Consider the following 25,938-nt stretch of genomic DNA (forward strand, 5'->3'; position numbering starts at 1 on the left):
CGTTCAGGCCGGCCGCGCATCGATCGCCGCATCGACCAGTTGCGTCACGATCCGCCTGATCGCCATCGCGTCGCGACCCTTGGCGAGCTGAGCGTGGAAAGCCTGGCTGGTCAGTGCCGTCAGGACATCGGTCAGTTCGCTACCCGGCTCTCCCGTGATCGCCATCCGTTCGAGCAATATGCCGATCAGCTTGTGCCGCCGCTCATGACGTTCGGCGAGCGCAGTGCCGAATTCGGGATCCGCCGCCGCCGCATCGTGAAGTCGGGCGACGGCGCCGTCGCCGCCCCAAAAATGGGTAAAGATCGCCACCGCCTCACGCAGCGCGGCCCGGGGGTCGGCCATCGCCATCGCGCCGGCAAGGCCATCGAGCCCGCCCGCCGCGGCGCGTTCGTCGAACAGCGCTTCAAGCAACCCTCGGCGCGACCCAAACTGATTATAGACGGTCAGCCGCGTTACCCCGGCACGCTTGGCCACACCTTCCAGCGATAACGTCTCACCCTCGCGCAGCACGGCCCCGGCAGCGGCGAGCAACCGGGTACGCGTCGCGGCCGCGACCGCATCGCGCGCGGCACTGGTATAGGGACGTCGTTCGGTCACTTGGCACCTAGCTCTGCATTGACTATACAATTAGTATAGTGATTCGTTCGGAGACATGCCATGCAAAACCTGCTCATCATCGTGCTTTCGCTTCACGTGCTGGCCGCGACATTCTGGGCCGGAACGACCTTCGTCCTCGCACGCGCCGGCGGCAATGGCGCGGCGGCGCTGACCCGGCCGCGATTTGGCGCGGCACTGATCGCGTTCCTGACCGGGGGCTATCTGTGGCACGCGGTCCATGAGGGCAATTTCGGCACGGCGGAAAAGATATTGGCGGCGGGCATCGGCTGCGCGATCATCGCGGTGCTGGTTCAGATCCTTTCGGCGATCAAAGCAAAGCGGCAACGCGAGGCTGGGACGCTCCCCGCGCAAGGCGGGAACGCGGCGGCCGAACGACTTTCGGCCGTTTTACTCGTCGTCACCGTGATCTGCATGGCAGCGTCGCGTTATGCCTAAACCCGCTTCGCTAGCTTGCTCATCCCCGTTTCAGGAACGACCTGTGATAATTGGGCGCGAGTGGCCAGCACATCGTCGCTTTTGGGTCGCTTTGGGTGGTGACCCAGTTGCGGTGGCCCGTCGCCGGGTCTAGGCGATCCGGCGATGCGTTCGGCGCCTTATCAATCCGCGTCGGACCGGCGTCGCGCCTTTGGGCGCCGCGCCATATCGCTTGCGCTGGCGCTGGCGGTCGAAACGCTGGTCGGTCTGGCGCTATGGTTCATCGCCGCACCCGAATTCCGCAAGCCACAGGAAAAGACCTATCCGGTCGCCACGTTCCAGATGGCGCCCGAAGCGAAGCTCGCGTCGGTGCCCAAGCCGCGCGCGAAGACGGTTGCCAAGAAGAAGCGGCAGGACAATAGCGGTACCGCACCGCGTGTACGGACGCCAGAGATCAAGCCGCCGGTACCGCCGACCCTGCCGTCCAAATTCCTGCAGTTGAACAGCGAAGAGTTCGCCGCCACCGACGTCTCCAAACTGCCGTCGCATCGCGACGACAATGGTTCTGGCGACGATCAAGGGTCGGGCAAGGACAGCGCCTCAGTCTATGGACCGGGCGATGGGCCGGGCGGCAAGACGCTTTACGGCGCCGAATGGGTGCGCGAACCAAGCCGTGCCGAACTCGCCACCTACATGCCCGCCAATCTCGAAACCGGATCGGCGATGATCGCGTGTCAGACGATCGCGGCAACCGGGTCGAAAATTGCCGCTCGCTCGGCGAATCACCACCCGGCTCGGGTCTGGCGCGTGGGTTACGTCAGGCTGCCTGGCAATTCCTCGTCCGGCCGCCGCGCATCAACGGCAAACCCGTGATCGGCGCATGGGTCAGGATCCGGTTCGATATAAAGGTCGGCATCGTCAAATAGGCGCGCGCGTCCTACCCAAAATGCGCTGGTTGGTCTTCATCATTTGAAAGAGCGGATCGGCGATCGATGAAAGTTGAATGGGCGCGATTGCGACGGGTTTGAATCGCGCCGCGCGACGGGCGCGGGTGAGATATGTCACACCCTATTGTGTCACATCTTTCGACCCGCTCGCCGGAGATATGGGACACCCTATTGTCCCATATCTCTTGCGAGGCTCGGATATCAGATGCTCACCTCCGACCGCGCGCGACCATCCTCACCGAAGATACTGAGATATCGCGCGATTTCGGCCGGGTCACCGGTCGCCTTGGCCGGGTTGTCGGACAGTTTCACCGCCGGGCGGCCATTGGCGCGGATCACCTTGGCGACCAGCGAGATCGGCTCCAGGCCATGCGCCCCGTCAGGATCGCAATCGCGGAAATCATTGGTCAGGTTGGTGCCCCAGCCGAAGCTCATCCGCACCCGGCCATGGAAGTGGCGATAGGTCGCCTCGATCGAATCGGTGTCCATGCCGTCAGAGAAGATCAGCAACTTGCTGCGCGGATCGCGACCATGCGCTTGCCACCAGGCAATGATCTGTTCCCCGCCCTCGATCGGCGGCGTGCTGTCGGGGCGGAAACCGGTCCAGTCAGCGAGCCAGTCGGGTGCGTTGCGCAGGAACGCGGTGGTGCCGAACGCGTCGGGCAGCGCGATGAGCAGATTGCCGTCATAATGCGCCCGCCAGTCCTCCAGCACGCGATAAGGCGCGGCGGCGACGCCCGCATCGTCATCGGCCAGTGCTGCCTGCACCATCGGCAGTTCGTGCGCATTGGTGCCGATCGCCTCCAGGTCATTGTCCATCGCCAGCAGCACGTTCGAGGTGCCGATGAAGCGCTCGCCCAGCCCCTCCTTCAATGCCTCGACGCACCAGCGCTGCCACAGAAAACCGTGTCGCCGCCGCGTGCCGAAGTCGGAAATGATCAGGTCGGGCAATTGCCGCAGCCGCTCGACCTTGCTCCACAGCCGCGCCTTGCCACGCGCATAGAGGATATCGAGCGCGAAGCGGCCCTTGCCCTTCAACACCGAGCGCGAGCGCAATTCGTTGATGATCGCCAGCGCAGGGATTTCCCACATGCTGGTGTGAGTCCAGGGGCCGTCAAAGGTCAGCTCGAACTGCCCGTCGACGGTGCGCAATTCATAATCGGGCAGCCGGAAATCGGCGAGCCAGGCGATGAAATCGGGCGCGAACATCCGTTCCCGCCCGTAGAAACTGTTGCCGGCGAGCCAGATCAGCTCCTTTTTGCCGAAGCGCAGCGTACGGGCATGGTCGAGCTGGTCGCGCAGTTCGCGTTCGTCGATCACATCGGCAAGCCGGACCGTCCTGCTGCGGTTGATCAGGGCGAAGGTCGCCTGCACATCCGGGTGCAAGTGCCGGATCATCTGCAGCATCAACAGCTTGTAGAAATCGGTATCGAGCAGCGAGCGGACGATCGGGTCGAGCCGCCAGCCATGGTCATAGGTGCGAGTTGCGATGTCGGTGACGGGCATGGAAATCCTTCCAGCTCAACCGGTGACCAGATGCAAGGCGTGCGCCGCCGGGCCGAGCGTCACCCGACGCCCCCAGTCAAAGGCAAGGAAATCCTGTTCGATGCCGTCGGCGAAGATCACCCCGCCCTCGTTCATGCGCGAGACCACGCCGAGCAGATCGCCGCTGAGCTTGCCGAAGCGCATCGCGGTACCGGTCGCCTTGCTCGGAAAGGGCTCGCGCACGAAATAACACACCGCGCGTTCCTCGGGCGTCAGCGCGACCTGTTCATGCGTCGCCTCCATGATCGAACGCGCCCAACCCGTCGCACCGGTGCCCGACGCGACGATCAGGCCGCTGGACGAATGATCTTCGCGAGTATCGCCGGTAGCGATGCTGTAGCGTGCCGATTGATGGCTGCGATGGCCGACGAACACCTCGTTGAGCGCGAGCAGCTTTTCGCCGGAATCGAGCACCGCTTCGACCATGGTGCGATGCTCGACCGGCGCGTCGCGCGCGATACTCGCCGGCAGCAGCCGCGCGAGCCGGTCGAGCGGCACGCGCACCAGCACGCCGTCATAAAGGTCGGGCGACGGATTGATGCCGAGCACCGGCTGGCCCGATAGATATTTGGCGACATTGGCGACCAGTCCGTCCTGCCCGACCGGGATCACCACATCCTCGGGGCCGAACAGAAAACGGTCGAGATCGGCGCGACCGACCAGCGCCTGGCGCCATTCGTCGGGTACCAGCGCGCGCGCGGCACGCAGCGCGACATGGAGTTCCTCGTGGCGCCGTTCGACCGTCTCGATCTTCTGCCCGCGCGATTCGAGGAAGAAGCGTGCCTGCCCGCGCGTCGCATGGCGCGCGAGCAGGAGTTCATAGTCGGTCTCACGCGTGACGAAGACCGCGCGCGGCGTGTTGGTGGACATCGCCGCGCTCAGTTCGCCGGAGCGGCGGGGGCGGGGGCGGGGGCCGGTGCCGGTGCCGGGAGCGCCGGCGCCTCACGACGGAACTCGCCGAGGATGCTCGCCAGCAGATCGGGCGTCACATTGACATGTTCGATCGTGCCGATGTTGCCGGCCAGTTCGCGCGCGGCGAGGCCCAGCAGCACGGAAGGCGGCAGGTCGCGGTAAATCGCGATGCGCTCCTGCTCCGCCCCAGCCTTCGCGCCCTCGACAGTGCGGATACGTTCGGCCTCGGCCGCCGCCTCGACTTGCTGCGCATCTGCCACGCCGGTCGCGCGGTTGCGAGCATTCTCCGATTCCTCCGCGATCAGCGTCTTTTCGCGCCGCGCCAGTTCGGTCTTGTTGGCCAGTTCATTCTCCGCGATCGCGCGTTCCTTGTCGACCGCGAGCGCACGGCGTTCGAATACCGCCTCATCGGCCTTTTGCTGCAGCGCCTCGAAAGTCGGAGTCTGCAGCGCACGCTCCAGCTCGCTCGACGGTGCGAGGTTGGTCAGCCGGATCGCGGCGACGGAGATGCCGATCTCGCCCAGTGCGGAATCGCGCGCCAGCGCCGTTTCGAGTGCGACACGCAGCGATTCCGGGCCGGCGTCGAGCAGCGCGCGAACTGGGGCCTGCGCCAGATATTGCAGCGCCGCCTGGTTGACCAGGCCGGCGAGCCGCGTCTCGATGCGCTGGATCGGTTCGGACTGATAGGCGCCGGTGAGCAGACCGATGCTGAAATCGACACGGGAAGCGAGCAGTTGCGGATCGTCGACATGCCAGGTCAGCGTGCCCTGCACCGCGACCGCCTGGAAATCCTGGCTGCGGCCCTTCACGAACAACGCCATCTCACGGTCATCCATCGGCAGTTCGGCGATGCTCGCGGTCTGCGGCCGGAACCAGAAGACCAGCCCGCGCCCGCTCTGCCGCACGCGGCCGTTGCGGTAACGGATGACATGATTGCTGGCGTCGCTGCGCAGTTGGGCGGCGAACCCGAAATTCTTGATATAGGCCATCATTCAGCTCCTTCGGACGGGTTGCGGTAACGATAGAGTTCGGCGGGGCGGAACGACGCCCCAGTCTCGCGCTCGCCGCTCGGCGCGAGCCAGCCGCGATCGAGCATGCGGCGGCGAAAGCCGGGTTTGTTGAGCCGCACGCCGAGGATCGCCTCATGCACGTCCTGCAGCGCGCGCAAGGTGAAGAGTTCGGGCAGAAGCGCGAAACCGAGCGCCGAATAGTCGAGCTTGCCGCGCAGCCGAAGCATCGCGACGCCGAGCATCGCATCATGGTCGAACGCCAGCGGCAGCGTCTCGCCGTCGGTCGACAGCACCGCGACCGCCCCGCCCGCCTCTCCCGCCCAGGGCACGACGAGCTTGGCCAGAGTCAGGTCGGGCGCAGCCTTCAGCGCGGCGGCGAAGCTGGCGGCAGGGAGCAGCGCGAAATAGGCGACGCTGACGATGCGCATGCGCGGATCACGGTCGACCGCACCGAAGGTATAAAGCTGTTCGACATAGACGTCGCCCATATGCGCCTTGTCGGCGAGTAAACGATGCGCGGCTTCATCCAGTCCTTCGCCGATCCCGACGAACCCGCCGGGCAAGGCCCAGCAATCCTGGAACGGATGCGTAGCCCGGCGGACCAGCAGCACCGCAGGTGTGCCGTCGACAATGCTCACCAAGACCAGATCGACCGCAACCGAGGGCTTCTCGTATGCGGTCGGATCATAATGGTCGAGGAAGCTCAACTCGTTCGCCGTCTTGCTCATGGTCGCACCTTATATGCGTTATGCGCTTTACTTATGTGCGATTCGGATATATGTCAAGCCGTATCGGAAGGAAGTCCGTGATGAAGAGCTTCGTGGTGGTTGTGGATATGCAGCGCGACTTCATCAACGCCGATGGCGCATTGCCGGTGGCGGGCGCCGAAGCGTTACTCGCACCGATGACCTCGTGGCTGCGCGCGTTGCTGCCCGACGAGACCGCCGGCGTGCTGTTCACCGCCGACACGCATGAGCCCGACATTTATGCTCACTCGGAAGAGGCGAAACAGTTTCCGCCGCACTGCATGCGCGGCACACCGGGATGGGCATTGCTGCTCGACCCGGCAGCGGTCGATCCGGCGATCTCCTGCTACCGCCTCGAAAAGGGCGTGTTCGACATGTGGGCCGAAGCGGATGTCATGATCGAGCGACTGGACGGCGACGTGCCTCCGGTACCGCGCGAGGAATTCTTCGCGAGGTTGAAGCGGGACGGCGTGGAACATGTCCTGGTGATCGGCGTCGCCGCTGATTTTTGCGTTCGCTGGGCGGTCGAGGGGCTGATCGAGCGCGGTTTCAAGGTGACGATCCCGCGCGGTCTGACGCGGGGTATCGGGCGCCAGATCGACGCGGTTGCCGCCGACGAATGGGACGGTGCGGATGCGGCCGTCGCTTAACGTGCCCCCCGCCGTCATACGGTCACAGGCTGGCATCTCTCCGCGAGGCTTGGCACGCGTGCCTATCACCTGAGACCCAATCTGAGCTGGGGGTGACGTAGTGATGGATATTGGCGATCGGCGATCCAGCCATTACGATCCGCATCAGGATCGAATGACGCAATCGCTGGAGGGGAAGCATATGAGGATTCTGCCGATCGTCGCGGGCATCGTCGCCGCGACAGCGACGCTTCCCGCAAGCGCGCAGAGTATCAAGCTCGTCGACCGGGAAATGCAGAAGCTGGTCGATGGCGGTGAACTCGCCGGGGTGGCAACCGAGGTGTGGAAGGATGGAAAGCAGGTCGGCCGGTCCGGCATCGGCAAGCGGGATCTTGCCAGTGGCGCACCGATGATGCCCGACACAATCGTACGCGCCTTTTCGATGACCAAGCCGGTGACCGCGGTCGCGATGATGATCCTGTACGAGCAGGGCAAATGGAAACCGGAAGACCCGGTCGCGAAATTCCTGCCCGAATTCGCCGATGTGCGGGTGTTCAAGGGGTTGGACGCGGCGGGAAAGCCGATCCTCGAGGCGCAGGTCGCACCGCCGACCATGGCGCAGCTGCTGACCCATACGGCGGGTTTCCAATATGATTTCGAGGGCGGCTGGGTGTCCGACCAATATCGCGCGGCGGAGCTTTGGCGCGCGACGAGCAGCAGCGATTTCATTGCCCGCATCGCGCATCTGCCGCTCGGCTATCAGCCCGGCACGCAGTGGCATTACAGCGTCTCGATGGATTTGGAGGGTGCGATCATCGAACGCCTGTCGGGTATGACGCTGGCCGAGTTCATGAAGCGACATATCTTCGATCCGCTGAAGATGTCCGATACCGGCTTTTCGGTGCCGACCGCCAAGCTGCCGAGACTGGCGGCGCTCTATCGCTGGCAGGATGGCAAGCCGCAGGTCGAGCAAGGCCCGTTTGTCGAAGCCCCGGACAAGGAACCCGGTTTCGCCTCGGGCGGCGGCGGGCTTTACAGCACAGCGGACGATTATGCGCGGTTCGGCCGGATGCTGCTCGGTCTTGGCACGCTCGGCGGCAAGCGGATCATCGGCGAAGCATCGGCACGCATGATGATGTCGAGCCATTTGTCCCCGGCGATCGCCGGTGGCGGGTTCAGCGTCGGCATGCAGCGGATCCGGCCGGGCTATGAATATGGCTATAACGGTGTCGTCGTGACTGACCCCGCCGCCGCCAAGGTCGCGCTCGGCAAGGGCAGTTATTTGTGGGACGGCTATGCCAGCACCTGGTTCTGGGTCGATCCGGAACACCAGATCGTATTCGTCGGCATGGTGCAGCGCGCTTCCGCGCCGGGCGTGCCGTTGCTGCAGCCGATTTCGCAGGCGGCGATCCGCGACACCTATTTTCCGGAAGGCGCGGCCAGGTGATCATGTGCGGCGGGTGAGGCCAAGCCCCCACCCCATAACGGTTTCGGCAAAGGGAATTACCGCCTCAGCAGCCTAACTGCCCGCCGGATAGCGGACGAGCGTCTGCCGGATCGCCCCGGGGCGGGCGGCGGCGCCCGCCTCGTTGACGAGATGCGCGATCGTCCCCTTGCCGCCACCGAGCGAAATAGTCGTAACGCTCACGAACCGCACGCCGGGTTTGCGGGGTGCTTCGATCGCGCTTTCCAGTACGATGCCCGGGTCGGCGGTGAAATTGGCGTAGACGCCAAGGCCGATCGCCTGATGATCCTCGACCCGGTCGGCGACCTTGTACGCCGCCCAGCCACGCGTCTTGCCCGCCATATATGCGGCCTGGCCTGGGGGATCGTAGGGCAGCTCGTTCTGGTAGAAATAGGTTCGGCCGCGCTCGCCATTCCACAGCGTCTGGTATTTCTGAAAATGTTCGACAAACAGCGCGTACAAGGCGACATCGTCGCCATTGACCACCAGCCCCTGATCGCCAGTGCTTTCGTCCCAGCCGACATGGACCCGGCCGCTTTCCCGATCGCCATGGTCGGCACGCCAGATCCACAGATGATCGCCAAGAACATGGTCGCTGTTGATCTCGAGACAGGTCGTCGCATTGCCGACCGTCGCGCCACCGACGCGGAAGAACAGGTCGGACAGCGAGATGGGATTGTCGCGATGATCGCCCGCCGCGCCGCGTGGGCCAACCTCCATCAGCACCGGAGAGTTGGCTGGACCGGCATCGATCAGCAGCCCGGCGATCACCACACCGGGCACATCCGCCACCTTCAGCGCCATCGCCCCGGCATCCGCCAGCACGGTCGCAAGGCCGAGACCCAGCACGATCGTGTTCGCGCGATCGACGCGGAGCGGTTCGGTCAGCCTGTAAATGCCGGGCGTGAGCAACAGATTGCGCCCCCTGGCGAGCGCTCGATTGATCTCCCGCGCGGTCATGCCCGGCCGCGCGATGAAGAAGCGCGACAGGGGAATCGACCTGCCTGCCGGTAACCCGGAGGCCCAGCTTATGCCGCCCGAGTCGGTGCGTACCGGCGGCACGAACACCTGCCAGACTCCGGCGCCATCGATGTGAAGGAAAGGCTTTTCGCGCAACCTCGGCACGCTGGCGAGCGTGGTGATCGGCGGTTCGGGAAAGCTCATCGCCGGCGCGCCGTCGACGCCCATGAACATCATGTTCCAGTTCGAGCCGTGCCAGGCGTGCATCGCACTGTTTCGGGTGAACCATTGTTGCTGCGACCCAGACCGGATCACGCCGTCGATCCGGCAATCGGCGATGAAACCGCCGCTCGACCAACCGCCATCGTCAAGCGCGAGATCGCCGTGGAGATGAACCCGGCGATAAGGCGCGGCCTGCGATACCGCCCAGCGATCCGCGCCATCGGGCGGGCGGATCGACAGATTCTCGATCCCGCGCCAGAAATTGACCAGCGCCATGCCCTTGGCCCAATCGGCCTCGGCGTGGACATGCCCGTCGATAACCACGTCGTCGGGCAGGCTCCCGAGGCCCGCGACCTGCGTAAAGAAACCGACATTGACATCGACTTCATACCGGCCGGGTTTGAACAGCATGGCGTAGCGCGCATCGGTGAAATGCGCGCGCTCCTGTTCCCTGAATACCGCGTCCAGGCGCTGCTGGATCGCCGCGCGCGGCATCGACGGATCGAAGATCAGGACGTTCGGCCCGAGGTCGGGATCCACCGTCGGTGCGGCGAACGCATGGCCGCCCAACGCGATCGTCGCGCCGACGCCCGCCAGCCCGGCCAGAACCGTGCGCCGATCACTCAATGGGTTCATTTCAACCTCCAGATTTCGGCGGCGCGGTCGAGCTGCGCAACACGAGGCTCGCCGGTACGACGATCGGTCCGTCGGGAGTCTCGCGTCCGGTCTGGTCAGCGATGATCAGTTCGACCGCGAGTGCGCTGACTTCGGCGATCGGCTGAACGATCGCGGCTAGCGGCGGGTGGGTGAAGCGGACGATCGGTGTGTCGTCGAAGCTGATCAGCGACACGTCGCCCGGCACGTCGAGGTCGCGCAGCCGCGCAACCTCCAAAGTGGCCAGCGCCATCCGGTCGCTGCTCGCGATGATCGCGGTCGGCGGCGTCTTGCCGTCAAGCAGTGCCTGCGCCGCAGCCGTACCGCTCTCATAACCGAAGTCGCCGCGTGCGAGCAGGCCATCGGTGTCCAGTCCGGCGGATTCCATCGCCTCGTGCCAGCCATCGACGCGCCAGCCGCTGAGTTCATATTCCTCCGGGCCGGCGATGAAGCCGATGCGGCGATGGCCGAGCTCGGCAAGATGTTCGGTCGCGAGGCGTGCGGCACGCTGATCGTCCATGGTCAGGGCAAAGCCCGGCCCCTCCTTCAGTGAACCAATACGCGCGAAGCTGATCCGATGTTCATGGAGCAGATTGGTGATCAGCGGATTTTCGGAATGCGGCGGCGTCAGTATCACGCCATCGGGCTGCAGCGCGGCGATTGCCGCGAGCAGCTCGCGCTCAATATGGTCGCTATGCGTATCGACCAGTTCGAGGATCAGGCGATATCCATTTTCGGCACAGGTCAACATGCCACCGAGCAGCATCTGACCGACCCAGTCAGCACCCTGGCGTTCGCGCCAATCGGCAATGGTGCGATCACGATCGTTGAGCGCCAGTATCAGGTAGGAGCGCGAGCCGCCCATGCGCTGCGCCGCGATCGAGGGCACATAGCCGAGCTTCGCGATCGAGTGCTGCACCCGCTGCATCATCTCCGGGCGGACATTGGGCTCCTTATTGATCACCCGGCTGACCGTTTGCAAAGACACGCCGGCATCGGCCGCGACATGCTTGATGGTGACAGATTGCCTGCGCCGCGCCATCCGGATGGTCAGACCGCAGCGGCGTTGGCTGCACCGCAATAGCGGGCGACATAGGCACCATGCTCGGGCAGCCCGGCAACAGTCCGGGTAACATCGTCACGGATCATCGAGAGCAGCCGTTCGAGTTCCTCGTCGCGCAGCTTTTCGGCGATCGGGTGATAAGCCTGCGGGATGATGCCCTGCCCCATCATGACCTGAACCCAGCTATTCTCCGCGAACAATTCCTCGTTCTTGCGGAAGACGCGCCCGGTTTCGCGGAACAGCTCGATCTTCTGCGCGAGCGTATCCGGGATATCCATTGCCGCGCATTGCCGCCAGAACGGACTGTCGCGCCGTTCGGTCGCCTTGTAATGCAGGACCAGGAAATCGCGGATCTGCAGCATGTCCTGATCCTGCTGGTCGTTGAATTCCGCGACGTCGCGCTCGCTGATCGTGCCGAGCGGCATCATCCGGATCAGCCGCAGCACGGCGCGCTGGATGAGGTGAATGCTGGTCGATTCCAGTGGCTCCATGAAACCGCCGGACAGGCCGATCGCAACGCAGTTGCGATACCATTGACGGCGCCGCGCACCGCTCACGAAGCGAATGAAATTGGGCTGGGTCAGCACCGCGCCTTCGAGATTGCCCATCAAACGGTCATGCGCGTCGTCGCGCGACAGATAACGGCTGCAATAAACGATGCCGTTGCCGGTGCGATGCTGCAGCGGGATGCGCCACTGCCAGCCGGAATCGTGCGCCATCGCGCGGGTGAAGGGCACGGCGGGGCGGACATTTTCGGTCTGCACCGCGATTGCGGAATCGCATGGCAGGTAGTGGGTCCAGTCATCGAAGCCGGCGTGCAGGGCCTGTTCGATCAGCAACGCACGAAAGCCAGTGCAGTCGATAAACAAATCGCCCTCAATCCGCATGCCCGAGTCGAGCACCAGCGCATCGATATCGCCGCTTTCGCCATGTAGTTCGACCTGGGCAATCTTGCCCTCGATCCGTTTCGTGCCGTCCGCTTCAGCCATCTGGCGAAGGAATTTGGCATAGAGCGTGGAATCGAGCTGATAGGCATAGTTCATGCCGTTGTCGGGAAGATGGGCGAACTTGCTGTCCCGCGCAGCGATCAGTTCGAGGCAATAATCGTCGTACGACTGCTCGTGCCCCTTCTCGCGGCCATAAAGCCAGAAATGCTGGAAGCCGGCCGACCAGTGATCCTTGCCGGTGAGGCCGAAGGAATGGAAATAGCTGTGGCCCTTTTCCTTCCAGCCGTCGAACGCGATGCCCAGCTTGAAGGTCGCCTGCGTCGCGCGCATGAAATCGGCTTCGTTGATGCCAAGCAGCCGGTTATAGGTGACGAGCGGCGGAATGGTCGATTCGCCGACGCCGATCGTACCGATCGCATCGGACTCGACCAGCGTCAGATCGACCGATCGGCCCATTGTGCGGGCAATCGCCGCAGCGGTCATCCAGCCCGCCGTGCCACCGCCGGCGATGATCACGCGACGTTTGGGTTTGCCTTCATCGGTCATTGACTGAGGGTCCGCAGCAGGAAAGCGCGGAGACGGCCCGCGCTTTCGGAGGTGAGAGGGGCGAGCACGCCGCGCGCATCCTCCGGAATATGGGCAACGGTGCCCTCGTCGTTCCGAAACACATAATGATCGAACAGGTCGCGCCAGTGGCGCTTCTCTTCATCGGGCAGGTCGCGGATCGCCATCATCGCATGGTTGAGTGCGTCCTGCGGCTGACCGAGCCAGCGCGGCGTTTCGCGCCACCAGTAATTGACCAGGACATTGAACGGCGCGAGCCCCTCGACATGATGCCACCACATCGCCGGGATATAGACCGCGTCGCCGGCGTCCAGGTCGGCGACTTGGGCGTGATCGAGCGCTTCGCGAAAGCGCGGATGCGCGTTGAAATCGGGCTCGTGGAAATCGACCATGCTGACCGCGCGACCCGCCGGCGTGTTGTCGACCGGGCCGAGATAAAGGTTGCGGAATTGCTCACGCGGAAACAGCGTGAAGCGCCGCCGCCCGACCGCCACACAAGCCAGGTTATTGGGGAAATCATTATGCGCCGCGATCCGCGTCGGCGTACCCATCCAGATGCTGGCGAGGCACGAACGATCGCCAAGTTCGACATGGTTCTCCTCGTGCAAACCAGTGAAGAATTCATGCATGTCGATCGAGGCGAGATAGAAAGCAGGAGCCTCCGGTTTGCCCTCGGTCGCATCGATCTGCGCGAAAATCTCCGGCAGCTTGGCGCGCGCGGTGCGGAAGTTCATCGCCATGGCGGCATCGTAGAACAGCCGCCCGCCACTGCCGGGCTCGCCGACCGACACGGTGAACGACCGGTCCTGACGACGGCGCAACAGATAATCGCGCGCGTCACGCGCCGATTTGCGACCGGCGGCGACCAGCGGCCAATCCGATACCAGGCCGCGTATGACGAACGGCCGATCCGCCGCACGAAGCTGCGCGTCGAGGTCCGCCGCGCCCGACACCCGTACCTCCGGAACCTGGGTGAGCGCGTTGAACATGCCGGGATCGGCTTCAGCCATGTCCGACCCGTCGGTTCTTGCGCGCGATCAGCTCAGTCAGATTGCCAAGCGACGCCAGCGCCATGAAGATCGGCATCAGATGTCCTTCGGCGTGGAGCTCGCCGAGCGCCAGATCATCGAGAGCGCGCAACCGGTCTTCATCGATCACATGGAACCCGACCAGCCGGTTGGTCGATCCGTCGTCGAGCGTGATCTCCAGCGTCAGTGGTTCGAGCAAATTGTTGCGGCGCAGCGCGGCAAAGAAATCGCCCGATTCCTGGTAGCCGGTGTCGAGCGTGCCCAGTTGTTCAGCGACGGTTTCGAGATAGGGTGTCGGACGCCCGTCCTCGTCGAACAGCCGCATGCCCTCGTCACCGCTCAGGCGCGGGCTGGCCATGTCGATATGGACCTGCTTCGTCTCCGCACCCTGCGCAGACGTGCCGATCAGGAAAGGCTGAATGTCGATCGCCAGCGGCCGATAGCGCGCGTCCCAGCGGCCATTTTCGAGAAACAGATTCTCATCCTGTTCAAACCCGAACATCGCCAATGCGGTGAAGCTGTCGCGTTCCTGGTTGAGACGAAATAGGATCGGATAATCATTTTGTACCCGGCGGAATTCGCTGGGGACGGTGATGCAACACATCAGCGCATCGCCGAGTTCGGCGGCCCGATCGGTGCGCACGCGCAGGTCGCGATGCGCCTCGGCGGTGAGAATCGCATGGTCGGACATGTTAGAGGCTCTTTTCCATTACAGACTGATGGCCTGCGCCGCGCAAGGCGTCCAGATAGGTTCGGTTGGTGGGCAGGCTGGCGGCGAGCGTGCGGGCGCGTTGCTCGACCTGTCGCAATTGCGCGCTTACGCCATCATCGCTGCCAGTGCGGACCGCGCCCTGGCCAGGCGGCGCGAAGCCCATGCCATACAGGACATACTGATAGCTTGCCGCCGGAAAAATTTCGTCGATCGCGGGAAAATCGGCGCGCGACGGCGGCTGATGACGCCACAGGCGGAGCAAGTCGGCAAGGCGCGACGGGATCGAGGCAGCGCCGCGATGATCGCGCCAATAGGGCTCATTGCGCTGGCTCAGCACATAATGGAGCTTGAGGAATTCGACGATCCGATCCCAGCGATAGCGAAACAGGACGTTGAAGCGATCGGCATGGATATCCATGACCTCGCGGGTTGCCGGGAAGCCATCGAGCAGCGCGTCGAGCGACAACTCGATCAGCACGATGGCCGAAGCTTCGAGCGGTTCGAGGAATCCCGCCGACAGCCCGATCGCCAGGCAGTTGCGTTCCCAGAAACGCTCGCGATGACCCGAGCGGAAAGTCAGGCGGCGGAAGGCAAGCTGATCGGTATCGATGTTCGGTACGGTGCTCCGCAGATAGGCCTTGAGCGTCGCCGCCGCGTCATCGTCGCTCGCGTGCCGCGACGAATAGACGCATCCGACACCGCGTCGCGTGGGTAACCCGATATCCCAGATCCAGCCGGCGGCATGCGCGGTCGCGATGGTCTGAGACGCGATCGGGCTATTCGGGGCGACCGGCACCTGCACCGCGAGAGCGCGATCGTTGAACAGCTCGAAGCTCCGGTCGATGAACGGCACGCCAAATTGTTCGCCGATCAACAATGCGGCATGACCGGTGCAATCGACGAACAGGTCGCCGTCGATCGACCCGGCATCACGCGTGTTCACCGCAGCGATATCGCCGGTCCGGGCCCGCTCGACCGAGACGACATGGTCGCGCACGTGACGGACGCCAAACCGCTCGGTCGCATGCCGCGCCAGCAAAGCGGCAAGCTTTCCGGCATCGAGGTGATATGCATAATTGAGCGCACCGGCATAATCCGGCATCGCGCGCTGGCGCGGAGCGAGGTCGAGCGCACATGCGCGTGGCTGCGGGCTTACCGTTTCGGCAAACCGCCGATCGGCTTCGCCCTTGCGCCAGGCGTTGACCACGCCGCGCGGCTCACCGTCGATCGGGGCGACGAACGGATGGAAATAGCGATCGTCCGCTTCGCCGGTGCGCCAGCCGTCGAAACGCGACCCCTGTTTGAAGGAGGCGTCGCAGGCGAGTAGGAACTCCGCCTCCGGAATCCCGATCCGCTCCAGCGTCCGTCGCATCGTCGGCCATGTGCCTTCGCCGACACCGATCGTGGGAATATCGGGCGATTCTATCAACGTAACCTCAAGCGGCGTGCCGGCGGCTGGATCGGCAGACGCGGCGATGAGGCAAGCCGCGAGCCAGCCAGCGGTTCCACCGCCGACGATCACGATTCTGGAAATTGCCTTATCCACCTGGCGACGCGCCTTCATCCACGACCAGCAACTTGGCGCGCCGCAACTGGAAAAGCCACCCTCGTTCGAGGATGGCCTTTCCGTGCACTGCAATCCCCCGAATGGTTCGGATTAGAACGACGCCCGAACGCCGAAAGAGTAACGGGCATAGCCTGGCGAAACGACGGTCACGTTGCGGTCCGACCGCTGATGCTCGCGCCGGCTCGAACCGGTCAGGTTGATGCCTTCGGCGAAGACGCTGAACCCCTTCGTGAATTCATAGCTCGCACTCGCATCCACCTGACCATAGGCTTCGGTATAGGTCGGGTTCGGCCCCGTGGAGTTCAGGAACTCGTCGCGCCAATTATATGCGACGCGTGCCTGGAAACCATATTTGTCGAAGAACGCCACCGCATTCGCACTGTTGCTGAGGCCGACCAGCGCGAACTGAGGAACGCTGGCAGGCTTGGTGTTATCGTAGGTCGCGCTGCCGTTGACGATCGTATAATTCAGGATCGCGCCAAAGCCGGTATCCCAGAAGCTGTGCTGAACAGCGAATTCCCACCCATGAAGCTTGGCCGTCTGATCGCTGTTCACCGGCGTGGTGATCTGGAAGTTGAGCGCCGGATCCTCGGGCAGGGAGTATATCAAACCCTGCGCCTGATTCGACGAGTTTGGATAATTGGCGAAAATATACTGGCGGATCTGCGTTGCGGTTGCGTTCACCCCAAGCGCATTCACCGCCGCCTGGTAACGCGGGCCGCCCACTGGCGTGGTCAGGCCAAAAGCGTTGGTGTCGATCCGCGTACTTGAGATGAAGTTTTCGACGCCCTTATGGAAATAGCCCACCGATACGTAGCTGCCACTGCCATAATACCACTCCGCCGACAGATCGATATTCTTCGACTTGAACGGGATCAGGCCCGGATTGCCTTGCGCGCCGGTACCTCCGCCAACGCGGAACAACCCGTCCAGGGTTCTCCCGCCCTGCAGGAAATTATAGCCCGAGCGAGTGATCGTGTGGCTATACGAAGCCCGCAATTTGACGCCTTCGAACGGCGAGATGTCGAAATCGACCGACGGAAGCCAGTTCCGATAGCTACCCTTGAATTGGGTGAAGGCGCTTTGGCCCGATTGAACGATGTTGAACTCGTTATCCGACACCCATTGCGTGCTCGACGGCACCGGTACCAGCGCCTTCGACGCGACGTCGGTCGATTCGTAACGCAGTCCAGCGACGATGTGAGCCGGACTGTCAAAGGCATCGAACTTGGTCGCCACCTGCAGATAGGGCGCCAGGGTTTTTTCGGTAATGCGCCGGTCGGTATCGAACTTGGCCAGGCACGTACCCGGCGTAATAGCGGCACCCGATCGCGGATTGCTGCACGCCTGGAATTTCGATTCCAGCAGGTCGGCCATGTTCTCGAAATTGAAGGTGTAGAAGCTTTGCGCCATGCCCGGCTGCGCAAGACCGGGGAACAGGTTCGGCAAGGTCGCGAGCGTGAACATGTCGTCGGGAACCGACGATGCCGGACCGATGCCACCCCAGGTATCGTTCTGGATCGTGCCGAAGGCCGAGCGCACCTTGTTCTCCGTATAGGCAACGCCGAAATCGAGACTGTCGAGCAGGCCGCCGTCATGGTCGTAATGACCGCTCAACCGGGCCTGATTGATCTCGTCCCTGAAATAGGCGTTACGAAACGCGCTGCCGGTTGGCGTGACCAGCGCTGCATTGAGCGGATCGATGCCGGGGAACATCGTGTAGGCAATGACCGGCAGATCATGGTCGAAATTGATCGACTGGTTTTGCACCCCGAAGATAGCAGTACCGACCGACATGCTCGAGCCGTATTTATTGGTCGGCTTCACTTCCGCGGTCGAGTGATGCCCATCGAGGGTTACCGTCATGCCACCCGGTGCCTTCCAGACCAAGTTCGCACCAATCGACTTGTTCTCGGCGCGGTTGGCGGTGAGCGACCCGCTGTAGGAAAGATCCTTGCCGACGCTGCACACCGACGAAGGCGCCACGCAACCGACATCCGGTGCCGCGAAACTTTCCGAATAAAAGACTGGGCCGGCAACCGGGCCATCGGTCCAGGAACTCGACGTATCACCATGGTTGAACCAGATGCCGACATTACTGTTGCGGATTTCAACGGTGTTGCGTGAATAGGTATAGTCAAGCGTTGCGGTCAGCGCGTCGGACGGGCGGAACTGCAAGACGGCCTGGCCATTGATGCGCTCGCGATCGATGTCGTTGAGCTCGTACGACGCATTTTGCGGAACTTGATAGACGTCGGTCGGGTCGGGCCGGTTGATCACGTTCGGATTGCCTGGCGAGAGCGACCCCCAATTATTCTCGTTACCGAGATAGCCGTCGCGCCAGCCGACGTTCGCCTGGTTCTTGCTCGCCTTGCGCTTTTGGAAGGAACCGATGACCGCGATGCCGATCCTATCGTCAGCGAAGGTCGTGCTGAAGATTCCCGAAACCTCGGGCGTAACTTCGTTCTTACCGTTCTGAGACGTGTCGATCACGCCCTTGACGCCGAGGCTGCCGCGCGTACCAGGCCGGTCTAGAGGGCGAGGCGTGCGGATGTTGATGGTCGAGCCGATGCCACCCGAATCTACCGTTGCGCGGCCGCTCTTATAGACTTCGACTGCGGCAACGCCTTCGGAGGCGAGATTGGCGAAGTCGAACGAACGGGAAGACGGCGCGCTGCCGCCATCGCCGATCAGCGCGGTTGGCATCTGGCGACCGTTGAGCGTCACCAGATTATATTCGGGACCGAAGCCGCGGACAGTGACCAGCGAACCTTCGCCGTTCGAACGATCGATCGACACGCCGGTGATGCGCTGAAGCGATTCGGCCAGGTTTGTGTCGGGGAACTTGCCGATGTCCTCGGCCGAGATCGCATCGACCACGCCCTGCGAGTCGCGCTTGATGTCGGCGGATGCGCGCAAGCTGGCACGGATACCGGTGACGACGATGTCATCGCCAGTATCCTCGGCGGCGGGCTGATCGATTTGGGACGAACCGGGCGTACCCATGGTCGACGCAGTATCCTGCGCAGCAGCGATTCCCGGAATCGCAACGATCGCCAAAGTTGAAACACCTAGCGCAAGTCGCGCCGTCAGCCGCTTGTTGAAGCCCCGCATCATCATCCCCCTGTCTTCACAGCGCGGTTTCGTCCGCACCCATGTTGAGAACGTTCACTTTCCGTATTTGTCCCGTATTGTCAAGCCTGTCCCGATCGCGGTCAAACAATGACGGGGATGGTTGTGAACGTTATCAAAATATGCTCTTCGGTACTGGAGCAGGGACAAAAGGTCTCGCCGGGAAAGGTTTGAGGATGTCGAAGGGATTCTACGCAGCATTGCTTGGCGCGTCGGTATTGGCAGGCGTGGGTGTCGGCGCGGCGCCGGCGCGCGAAGCTCCTGCCACCCATCCCGATGCACGAGCACGCGCATCGGTGATCGTTGCACGAATGACACTCGATGAAAAAATCATACTGGTCCACGGCCTGTTTCCGCCGCGTGCTGCGGGCAAAACGAAAAATGAACTGATTCCCTCGGCCGGTCATATCGACGGGATTCCGCGCCTCGGCGTGCCGCTGGTGCGTGAAAGCGATGCATCGCTTGGCGTCGCCAACCAAGTCGAACAACGCAAGGGCGACACGGCGACGGCGCTGCCCTCCAGCCTCGCCACGGCGGCGAGCTTTGACCCCGCGATCGCGCGGGCCGGAGGGGTGATGATCGGCAGCGAGGCGCGTGCCAAGCGCTTCAACGTGCTGCTCGCGGGCGGAGTCAACCTGACGCGCGATCCGTGGAACGGCCGCAACTTCGAATATCTCGGCGAGGATCCGCTGCTTGCGGGCGAGCTGGCCGGGGCGCACATCGCCGGCGTCCAGTCGAACCGCATCGTCTCCACGATCAAGCATTTCGCGATCAATGCGCAGGAGACTGGCCGTATGGTCGCCGATGCGCGAATCGACGAGAAAAGCTTGCGCGAAAGCGACCTGCTGGCATTCCAGATAGCGATCGAAAAGGGGCGCCCCGGTTCGGTCATGTGCTCGTACAACAAGGTCGTTGGCGACTGGGCGTGCGAGAATAAGCATTTGCTCAATGACGTGCTGAAACGCGACTGGAGCTATCGCGGCTGGGTGATGAGCGATTGGGGCGGTGTCCATTCGACCGCCAAGGCGGCCAATGCCGGGCTCGACCAGCAATCGGGCCAGGAGCTCGACAGTGCGATCTATTTCGGCGCGCCGCTCAAGGCCGCGGTCGAGGGGGGCCAGGTGCCGATGGCGCGGCTCAACGACATGGTCGTGCGCTATCTGACCGGGCTGATCGAGACCGGCGCCTATGACGCACCGATGCCGGCTAAAGCGCTGGCCATCCCCTATGCCCGCAACGCCCAAGTTGCGCAGCGCGCGGCAGAGGCGGGCATCGTCCTGCTCAAGAACCAGCGCGGTGTCCTGCCGCTGACGCGCACCGCGAAGCGCGTCGTGCTGATCGGCGGGCACGCAGATGTCGGCGTGCTGTCCGGTGGCGGGTCAAGCCAGGTGCGCTCGGTCGGCGGCGCACCGATCGAAATCCCGCTCACATCCGGCGCGGCCGCGTCGTTCGCGCGCGTGACCTATCACGCGTCATCGCCGCTCAGGGCGATCCGTGCCGCGATGCCGCAGGCCAAGGTCAGCTATATCGATGGCCGAGACGTCGCGGCGGCAGCGGCGGCGGCGCACAACGCGGATATCGCGATCGTCTTCGCAACGCAGTGGACGACGGAGGCGCAGGACGTGCCCAACCTGTCGCTGCCCGATGGCCAGGATGCGCTGATCGCGGCGGTCGCCTCCGCCCAGCCGAATACAGTCGCCGTGCTCGAAACCGGCGGTCCGGTGGTCATGCCGTGGCTCGAACGCGTACCGGCGGTGATCCAGGCTTGGTACCCCGGTCAGCGCGGCGGCGAAGCGATCGCGAACATCCTGACCGGCAAGGTCAATCCGTCGGGCCGACTGCCGATCACTTTCCCGGTCTCTCCGTCCCAGGCGCCGCGGCCCGCCCCGGTCGGGCTCGACACACTGACCTCGCTCGAGGCGCAAGCCGCGGCGAACCCCAGCAATGCCGGCAGTTATGAACTGAAGAGTTTCCCGATCTCCTATATCGAGGGCGCGGATGTCGGATATCGCTGGTACGAGAAAAAGGCGCAGCGGCCCCTCTTCGCCTTTGGCCATGGGCTCAGCTATACCAGTTTTGCCTATCGCAACCTCACCGTGACCGGGGGCAAGACGCTCTCCATCTCGTTCGAAGTGGTCAATACCGGCCGGCGCGGCGGCGCCGACGTGCCGCAAATCTATGTCGCACGCGCCAATGCAAGCGGCGGTCCGGATACGCCGATGCGCCTTGCCGCCTTCACCCGCGTGACGCTGAAGCCGGGCGAATCGCGCCGTATCACGCTGCAGGCGGAGCCGCGCATCCTGGCAGATTATGATACGAGCCTGCCCGGCTGGCGAATCGCCGGTGGCCGTTATCGCGTCGCGCTCGGCCGCGACGCGACCGACCGGACGATGCTGGCGACCGCGACGATCGACGCGGCAACCATGAAGCCCTGAACCGAAAGGAGCGCCGGCGGCGGCCGCTGGCGCCGCCGTGGTTGCGGGGCGGGGGTGGACCGGGCAAGACCGGTCACAAGGCCATGCCAACCCTCCCCCCATTTCCATCAGCGGCCGGGCCGCACGCCGACGGCGCGCCGGACCGCAGCGATGCCGCGCCGGCGCGCCGGTCGATCGGCTTCCTGCTAATCTATGCGCTCGCCAATGCCGGCGGCGTGATCGGCTTCCTGCCGCTGCTCACGCTGTTGCTGCCGGTCAAGATCGAGGCCATCGCCGGTGACGGGCGGATCGGGCTGTTCACCGCGACCGTGATCGCAGGCGCGGGCGCGGCGAGCGCTTCCAACATCCTGTTCGGGTGGCTCAGCGATCGATCGGTCGCGCGCGGCGGCGGTCGCCGACGCTGGCTGGCCGGTGGCATCATCGCGACCGCCCTGTCCTATGCCGCGCTGGCCGGCGCGGTGTCGCCGCTGGCGATCGTGCTGGCGATCGTCTTTTTCCAGCTTGCGGTGAATGCGATGCTGGCACCGCTGCTCGCCATCATGGCCGATGAAATCCCCGACTCGCAAAAGGGCGTCGCCGGCGGGCTGTTGTCGCTCGCCAATCCCGTCGCCTCCGCGGTTTCGGCAATCCTGGTGAGTATGAGCGGCCTGCCCGAGGCTTCACGCTTCGCGATCCTGTCGCTGGCGGTTGCACTGTGCATCTCGCCGCTGCTGCTAACCCGGTCGCGCCCGATCGCGGCGCACGGCGACGGTCGGGCGGAAGTAGCCATGCTGCGCCGCGACATCGCGATCGCATGGGGTGCGCGGCTTCTCGTGCAGATCGCCGGCAGCGCGCTGTCGCTCTATCTGCTCTATTATTTCGAAAGCCTTTGGCCCGGACAACCGCCACTCGATCTGGTGCCCCGCGTCGGCCATCTGCTGACAATCGCCTATATCGTGCCGCTGCCGATCGCGGTGCTGTTCGGGCGCCTGTCGGACCGTACCGGGCGGCGCAAACCCTTCCTGCTCGCTGCGGCCGCGCTCGCCGCGCTCGGCTTGCTCGGCATGGCGCTGGCGCAGGACTGGACGGCGGGCGCGATCGGCTTTGGCGTTTATGCGACTGGGTCGTCGATCTTCCTCGCGCTGCATGCCGCCTTCGCGATGCAGTTACTGCCGGACCCGCAGCATCGCGGCCGCGATCTCGGCCTGTTCAACCTGACTAACACCCTGCCGGCGTTGCTCGGCCCATTGCTGACCTGGCTGCTGGCGACGCCGCGTGATTTCGACGCGGTGATGCTCACGCTGGCCGGCCTGACGCTGTGCGGCGGTCTCGCCATCCTGGCGGTGCGCGGACGGCGCTGACCGGCCAGCCCGATTGTCTCTTGACGAGGCGGCATCATGCGGCCTTGTTAGGCTCGATGAGCCGACCCCGTATCACCATCGACCATATCGGGCTCGACCGGCAGCCGCTGGCGTGCATCGACGATTTCGCACCCGATCCGGATGCGCTGCGCAACGCCGCGATCGCGGCACGGTTCGGCGCCGCCGCGCATCATTATCCGGGCATCCGCGCGATCTTGCCGCCTGAGTATTTCGGCGATCAGCAGCCGGTGATCGACTTGATACTGGGCGAGGTGTTTGGCCGTCACGGCGCGACCGAGGTGATCGACGCCAGCTACTCGATCGTCACCCGCGCCCCGGCGGCGCTGACCGTGCGGCAGCGCCTGCCGCACGTGGACGCGTTCGGGGAAGACCGCATCGCGCTGATTCATTATCTCTCGCCCGAAGGCGGCGATGGCACCGCCTTTTTCCGGCATCGCTCGACCGGCTTTGAAACCGTCGACGAGGCGCGCTCGCCGGCCTATTTCGATCGGCTCAATGCAGAGCTGCGCGACGGCGGCAATCGCGCCGACGGATATATCGACGGCGACACGACATTGTTCGAACGGACGATGCTTGGCGAGGCGCGTTATAACCGCGCCTTTCTGTATCGCAGCTATGTCCTGCACAGCGGCGCGATCGCGCCCGATGCACCGCTCTCGCCCGACCCGGCAACCGGGCGATTGACGGTTACTGCTTTCCTGTCGGTCGCTTAGCTAGCGTTTCGCGGGTGCCCAGTAGCGTACATAATCGACCGCCAGGCGTTGCGGCAAAGCCGGGTCGTCGACACCCTTCGCTCCACCCCAATCGCCGCCGATCGCGAGATTGAGGATCAGATTGTACGGGCGCGTGAACGGCCAGGCAGCCGCACCGCCGGGTTGATCGTTGGCGACGCGCATATAGGCACTGTCGTCGACTCCGATGGTGATGGCATTGGCGCGCCAGTCGAGCTGATAGCGATGAAACACCGTACAATTATCGGGCAGCCGCACCTGGGCCCCACGCTGAGTGCCCTTGCGATGGTTGAAGGCTCCGCTGTGGAGCGTGGCATGGACAATATTCGGATGCCAGCCGACCTGTTCCATCACATCGATCTCGCCGATATCGGGCCATGTCCCGCCGGACATCGGCAACAGCCAGATCGCCGGCCAAGTGCCGCGTGCGCAAGGCAGCTTCGCGCGGATCTCGTAGAAACCATAGCCCAGTGCCTTGCGCGTGACGAGCCTGGCGGACGTATAACCCTGCCCACCCCAATCGACGAAGCGTGCCTTTGACAGCGCCTCGCGTCGCGCCTCGATGATCAGCACCCCATTCTCGATTCGCGCATTTTCGCGGCGCGCGGCGGCATAGTATTGCAGTTCGTTATTGTACCAACCGGCGGCGTTGCGCGACGTGTCGAACCGCCAGCTGCTGCGGTCGATCTTGCGCTTGTCGAACTCGTCGCTCCAATTCGGCGGAGCGGCAGGCGCAGCCATCGGCGCATCGACCGTGTGGTTGGTTGCGGCGAGCGCGACCACCTGTGCGGCGATGAGTAACGGTGCCATGGCGATGACCCTTCGAATCGATCTGGCGGACGACCCCGGCGAGGTGCGAATGTGCGGGGTTCCGGCGGGCTTTGGCAATGCCAGTACATCGAAAAGTTGGTGGCAGGGCTTGTATCGAACCCTATTCATATGAAATTGAAATAACTCGACTTTGTTGATCTCGCTTGCAATTCCCCCACATTCACCCCCACACTTTATTGTGCCCAAGCTCGCCAGCGGTCAGATTCGCAGATGATTTGGGCCAATCTGGGCGCGAGAATTTTCATGGACAGCACTCATTTCGGCCGGCGCGATGGCAAGAGGTTAGTTGAGGATTGCCTGACTCTCGACCTCGCTTGGATAATGCGGCTGGGCCCAATGGGTGACGGTCAAGCCGGTAGCGGTGAAATCCATTGGCACACTGACGGGATGCACGCCCGATCGGCGCACTTCCGGCTGGATTTGCGAAGCGTCGATAGCGCACACCTTACCGTGTCGAGTAAAACGGTAATTCAGAGGATCGCCCTCGTCGCGGTGCCGCAGCATTTTGGCGGGCGCCGATGGTGGTTTCGCTGCCCCGTGACGGGCGATCGAGCCCGCACACTGCACCTACCACCGGGCGGCTTACGCTTTGCCAGTCGGAAGGCTTGGACGCTGGCCTACCGCGTTGAAAGACTAGCCCGTTTCGATCGCCCCTTTGAGAAGTTGTTTCGGACGCAGCGAAAATTGAGCGGCGCGCAGGGGCTCGGCCTCGGTCTGGTGCGGCCGAAAGGTATGTGGGCGAAAACATATGTTCGTCACGCGGCGCGGCTTGAGGCTTTGGACGTGGCTTGCGCCGATAAGATCGCCGCGTTGATCGGAAGCGCCGCAGGGGCCCCGTAGGCATTTTTCTCGACCACCGGGGGGCTAGCTTCTTGGGATTTTCCGACGAGCCCGACCGAAGGCCCTCACGGGATAGATTCCAAATTTTGGCCCCGGCCAATGCGCGCCAAACGTTACACGAGCGGCAATGTCTGAAGGTACTGCCGATTTTCCTTCGGATCGCCGCCGATCGCACCGGCGTTGAAATCCGAAAAGAAGCCCCACGAATACGATAGCCCCAACCATTAGGCCGATTGGTCCAAAAACTAACATAGGAAGCGCGATTATTGCGCACGTCACCAAGATGAAAAATCCAAGTCCAACGGCCACGATACCTAGCGCTAAAATAGCTCCGGGGATCATAAGCACCGCCGTGATAAATCCCCGAAAATTCTTTTCGCCCTCGGGAAGTTCATTCCAACCTATCCAAACACAAAGCGCGCTGAACAATGTCGCTATTGTCCATCCCGATCCGATCACGGACGATAGGAAAAAATAAGCGGCGGCGACGGCAGCGAGGCCGATCCCAACGGCCACCGCCCAAATTGCGCCCCTCAAGATAAACGGTAGCGCCACCAAAACGGCGACGGCGATGAGGATGCCCCCCGCAATTTCAAACATCTACG

Annotated in this window: 22 protein-coding genes; 8 read left to right on the forward strand and 14 right to left on the reverse strand. The window is 63.6% G+C overall.

All coding sequences use genetic code 11. From position 1 onward, the window contains the following. Positions 1–3 precede the first annotated feature (3 nt). Complete coding sequence (locus ACVWZA_RS11540) at positions 4–597, reverse strand: TetR/AcrR family transcriptional regulator (protein WP_457311339.1); 594 nt, start codon at positions 595–597, stop codon at positions 4–6. Positions 598–657: 60 nt separating this feature from the next. On the opposite strand from ACVWZA_RS11540, the gene ACVWZA_RS11545 reads away from it, so the two are divergent. Together ACVWZA_RS11545 and ACVWZA_RS11550 are read left to right on the forward strand one after the other, a co-directional pair. Beyond that, a complete protein-coding gene (locus ACVWZA_RS11545) occupies positions 658–1,053 on the forward strand; it encodes a hypothetical protein (protein WP_457311340.1) in 396 nt (131 codons plus the stop codon). A gap of 144 nt (positions 1,054–1,197) precedes the next feature. Continuing rightward, on the forward strand, positions 1,198–1,905 hold the full coding sequence (locus ACVWZA_RS11550) for a hypothetical protein (RefSeq protein ID WP_457311341.1): 708 nt from the start codon (positions 1,198–1,200) through the stop codon (positions 1,903–1,905). Positions 1,906–2,180: 275 nt separating this feature from the next. Here the strand turns inward: ACVWZA_RS11550 and pncB are convergent, their stop codons facing one another. The 4 genes from pncB to ACVWZA_RS11570 are packed head-to-tail and all read right to left on the reverse strand — an operon-like array spanning position 2,181 to position 6,174. Then, on the reverse strand, positions 2,181–3,485 hold the full coding sequence (gene pncB, locus ACVWZA_RS11555) for a nicotinate phosphoribosyltransferase (RefSeq protein ID WP_457311342.1): 1,305 nt from the start codon (positions 3,483–3,485) through the stop codon (positions 2,181–2,183). A 15-nt stretch (positions 3,486–3,500) separates the two neighbouring features. Further along, on the reverse strand, positions 3,501–4,394 hold the full coding sequence (locus tag ACVWZA_RS11560; RefSeq protein ID WP_457311343.1) for a hypothetical protein: 894 nt from the start codon (positions 4,392–4,394) through the stop codon (positions 3,501–3,503). Between the two features lie 8 nt (positions 4,395–4,402). Beyond that, positions 4,403–5,425: an SPFH domain-containing protein gene (locus ACVWZA_RS11565; RefSeq protein WP_457311344.1), complete on the reverse strand. Its 1,023-nt coding sequence runs from the start codon at positions 5,423–5,425 to the stop codon at positions 4,403–4,405. After that, positions 5,425–6,174 carry an NUDIX hydrolase gene (locus ACVWZA_RS11570; protein WP_457311345.1) on the reverse strand — a complete coding sequence of 250 codons (750 nt, stop codon included), beginning with the start codon at positions 6,172–6,174 and terminating at the stop codon, positions 5,425–5,427. Before ACVWZA_RS11570 ends, ACVWZA_RS11565 begins: the two co-directional genes overlap by 1 nt. Positions 6,175–6,254: 80 nt before the next feature. On the opposite strand from ACVWZA_RS11570, the gene ACVWZA_RS11575 reads away from it, so the two are divergent. Further along, positions 6,255–6,842: a cysteine hydrolase family protein gene (locus ACVWZA_RS11575; protein ID WP_457311346.1), complete on the forward strand. Its 588-nt coding sequence runs from the start codon at positions 6,255–6,257 to the stop codon at positions 6,840–6,842. Positions 6,843–7,023: 181 nt separating this feature from the next. Continuing rightward, complete coding sequence (locus tag ACVWZA_RS11580) at positions 7,024–8,268, forward strand: serine hydrolase domain-containing protein (RefSeq protein ID WP_457311347.1); 1,245 nt, start codon at positions 7,024–7,026, stop codon at positions 8,266–8,268. A gap of 72 nt (positions 8,269–8,340) precedes the next feature. Here ACVWZA_RS11580 and ACVWZA_RS11585 read toward each other — a convergent pair whose 3' ends face one another. The 7 genes from ACVWZA_RS11585 to ACVWZA_RS11615 form a co-directional block, all read right to left on the reverse strand. Next, entirely contained in the window at positions 8,341–10,104 is a 1,764-nt protein-coding gene (locus tag ACVWZA_RS11585) for an adenylyl cyclase (protein ID WP_457311348.1), read from the reverse strand. 1 nt (position 10,105) lies between these two features. Beyond that, a complete protein-coding gene (locus tag ACVWZA_RS11590) occupies positions 10,106–11,164 on the reverse strand; it encodes a LacI family DNA-binding transcriptional regulator (RefSeq protein ID WP_457311349.1) in 1,059 nt (352 codons plus the stop codon). Between the two features lie 8 nt (positions 11,165–11,172). Then, entirely contained in the window at positions 11,173–12,678 is a 1,506-nt protein-coding gene (locus tag ACVWZA_RS11595; protein WP_457311350.1) for a tryptophan halogenase family protein, read from the reverse strand. Continuing rightward, a complete protein-coding gene (locus tag ACVWZA_RS11600) occupies positions 12,675–13,706 on the reverse strand; it encodes a cupin-like domain-containing protein (RefSeq protein ID WP_457311351.1) in 1,032 nt (343 codons plus the stop codon). The genes ACVWZA_RS11595 and ACVWZA_RS11600 overlap by 4 nt, the downstream gene beginning before the upstream one ends. Further along, positions 13,699–14,415, reverse strand: a complete 717-nt coding sequence (locus ACVWZA_RS11605; protein WP_457311352.1) for a SapC family protein — start codon at positions 14,413–14,415, stop codon at positions 13,699–13,701. The genes ACVWZA_RS11600 and ACVWZA_RS11605 overlap by 8 nt, the downstream gene beginning before the upstream one ends. Before the next feature lies 1 nt (position 14,416). Next, positions 14,417–15,982, reverse strand: a complete 1,566-nt coding sequence (locus ACVWZA_RS11610; RefSeq protein WP_457311353.1) for a tryptophan halogenase family protein — start codon at positions 15,980–15,982, stop codon at positions 14,417–14,419. Positions 15,983–16,093: 111 nt separating this feature from the next. Further along, a complete protein-coding gene (locus tag ACVWZA_RS11615) occupies positions 16,094–19,117 on the reverse strand; it encodes a TonB-dependent receptor (RefSeq protein ID WP_457311354.1) in 3,024 nt (1,007 codons plus the stop codon). Between the two features lie 194 nt (positions 19,118–19,311). Here ACVWZA_RS11615 and ACVWZA_RS11620 point away from each other — a divergent pair, with 194 nt between their 5' ends. From ACVWZA_RS11620 to ACVWZA_RS11630, 3 genes are all read left to right on the forward strand, one after another. Beyond that, the gene (locus tag ACVWZA_RS11620) at positions 19,312–21,570 is read left to right on the forward strand and encodes a beta-glucosidase (protein ID WP_457311355.1); all 2,259 of its coding nucleotides are present in this window, start codon (positions 19,312–19,314) and stop codon (positions 21,568–21,570) included. Positions 21,571–21,653: 83 nt separating this feature from the next. Next, entirely contained in the window at positions 21,654–22,910 is a 1,257-nt protein-coding gene (locus ACVWZA_RS11625) for an MFS transporter (protein ID WP_457311356.1), read from the forward strand. 56 nt (positions 22,911–22,966) lie between these two features. Further along, the gene (locus tag ACVWZA_RS11630) at positions 22,967–23,644 is read left to right on the forward strand and encodes a DUF6445 family protein (RefSeq protein WP_457311357.1); all 678 of its coding nucleotides are present in this window, start codon (positions 22,967–22,969) and stop codon (positions 23,642–23,644) included. Here the strand turns inward: ACVWZA_RS11630 and ACVWZA_RS11635 are convergent, their stop codons facing one another. Beyond that, on the reverse strand, positions 23,645–24,472 hold the full coding sequence (locus ACVWZA_RS11635; RefSeq protein ID WP_457311358.1) for a glycoside hydrolase family 16 protein: 828 nt from the start codon (positions 24,470–24,472) through the stop codon (positions 23,645–23,647). Positions 24,473–24,736: 264 nt separating this feature from the next. On the opposite strand from ACVWZA_RS11635, the gene ACVWZA_RS11640 reads away from it, so the two are divergent. Further along, complete coding sequence (locus tag ACVWZA_RS11640) at positions 24,737–25,333, forward strand: hypothetical protein (protein WP_457311359.1); 597 nt, start codon at positions 24,737–24,739, stop codon at positions 25,331–25,333. Positions 25,334–25,357: 24 nt separating this feature from the next. Here ACVWZA_RS11640 and ACVWZA_RS11645 read toward each other — a convergent pair whose 3' ends face one another. Continuing rightward, the gene (locus tag ACVWZA_RS11645) at positions 25,358–25,933 is read right to left on the reverse strand and encodes a hypothetical protein (protein ID WP_457311360.1); all 576 of its coding nucleotides are present in this window, start codon (positions 25,931–25,933) and stop codon (positions 25,358–25,360) included. Positions 25,934–25,938 lie beyond the last annotated feature (5 nt).

It is taken from the genome of Sphingomonas sp. UYAg733, assembly GCF_054057355.1.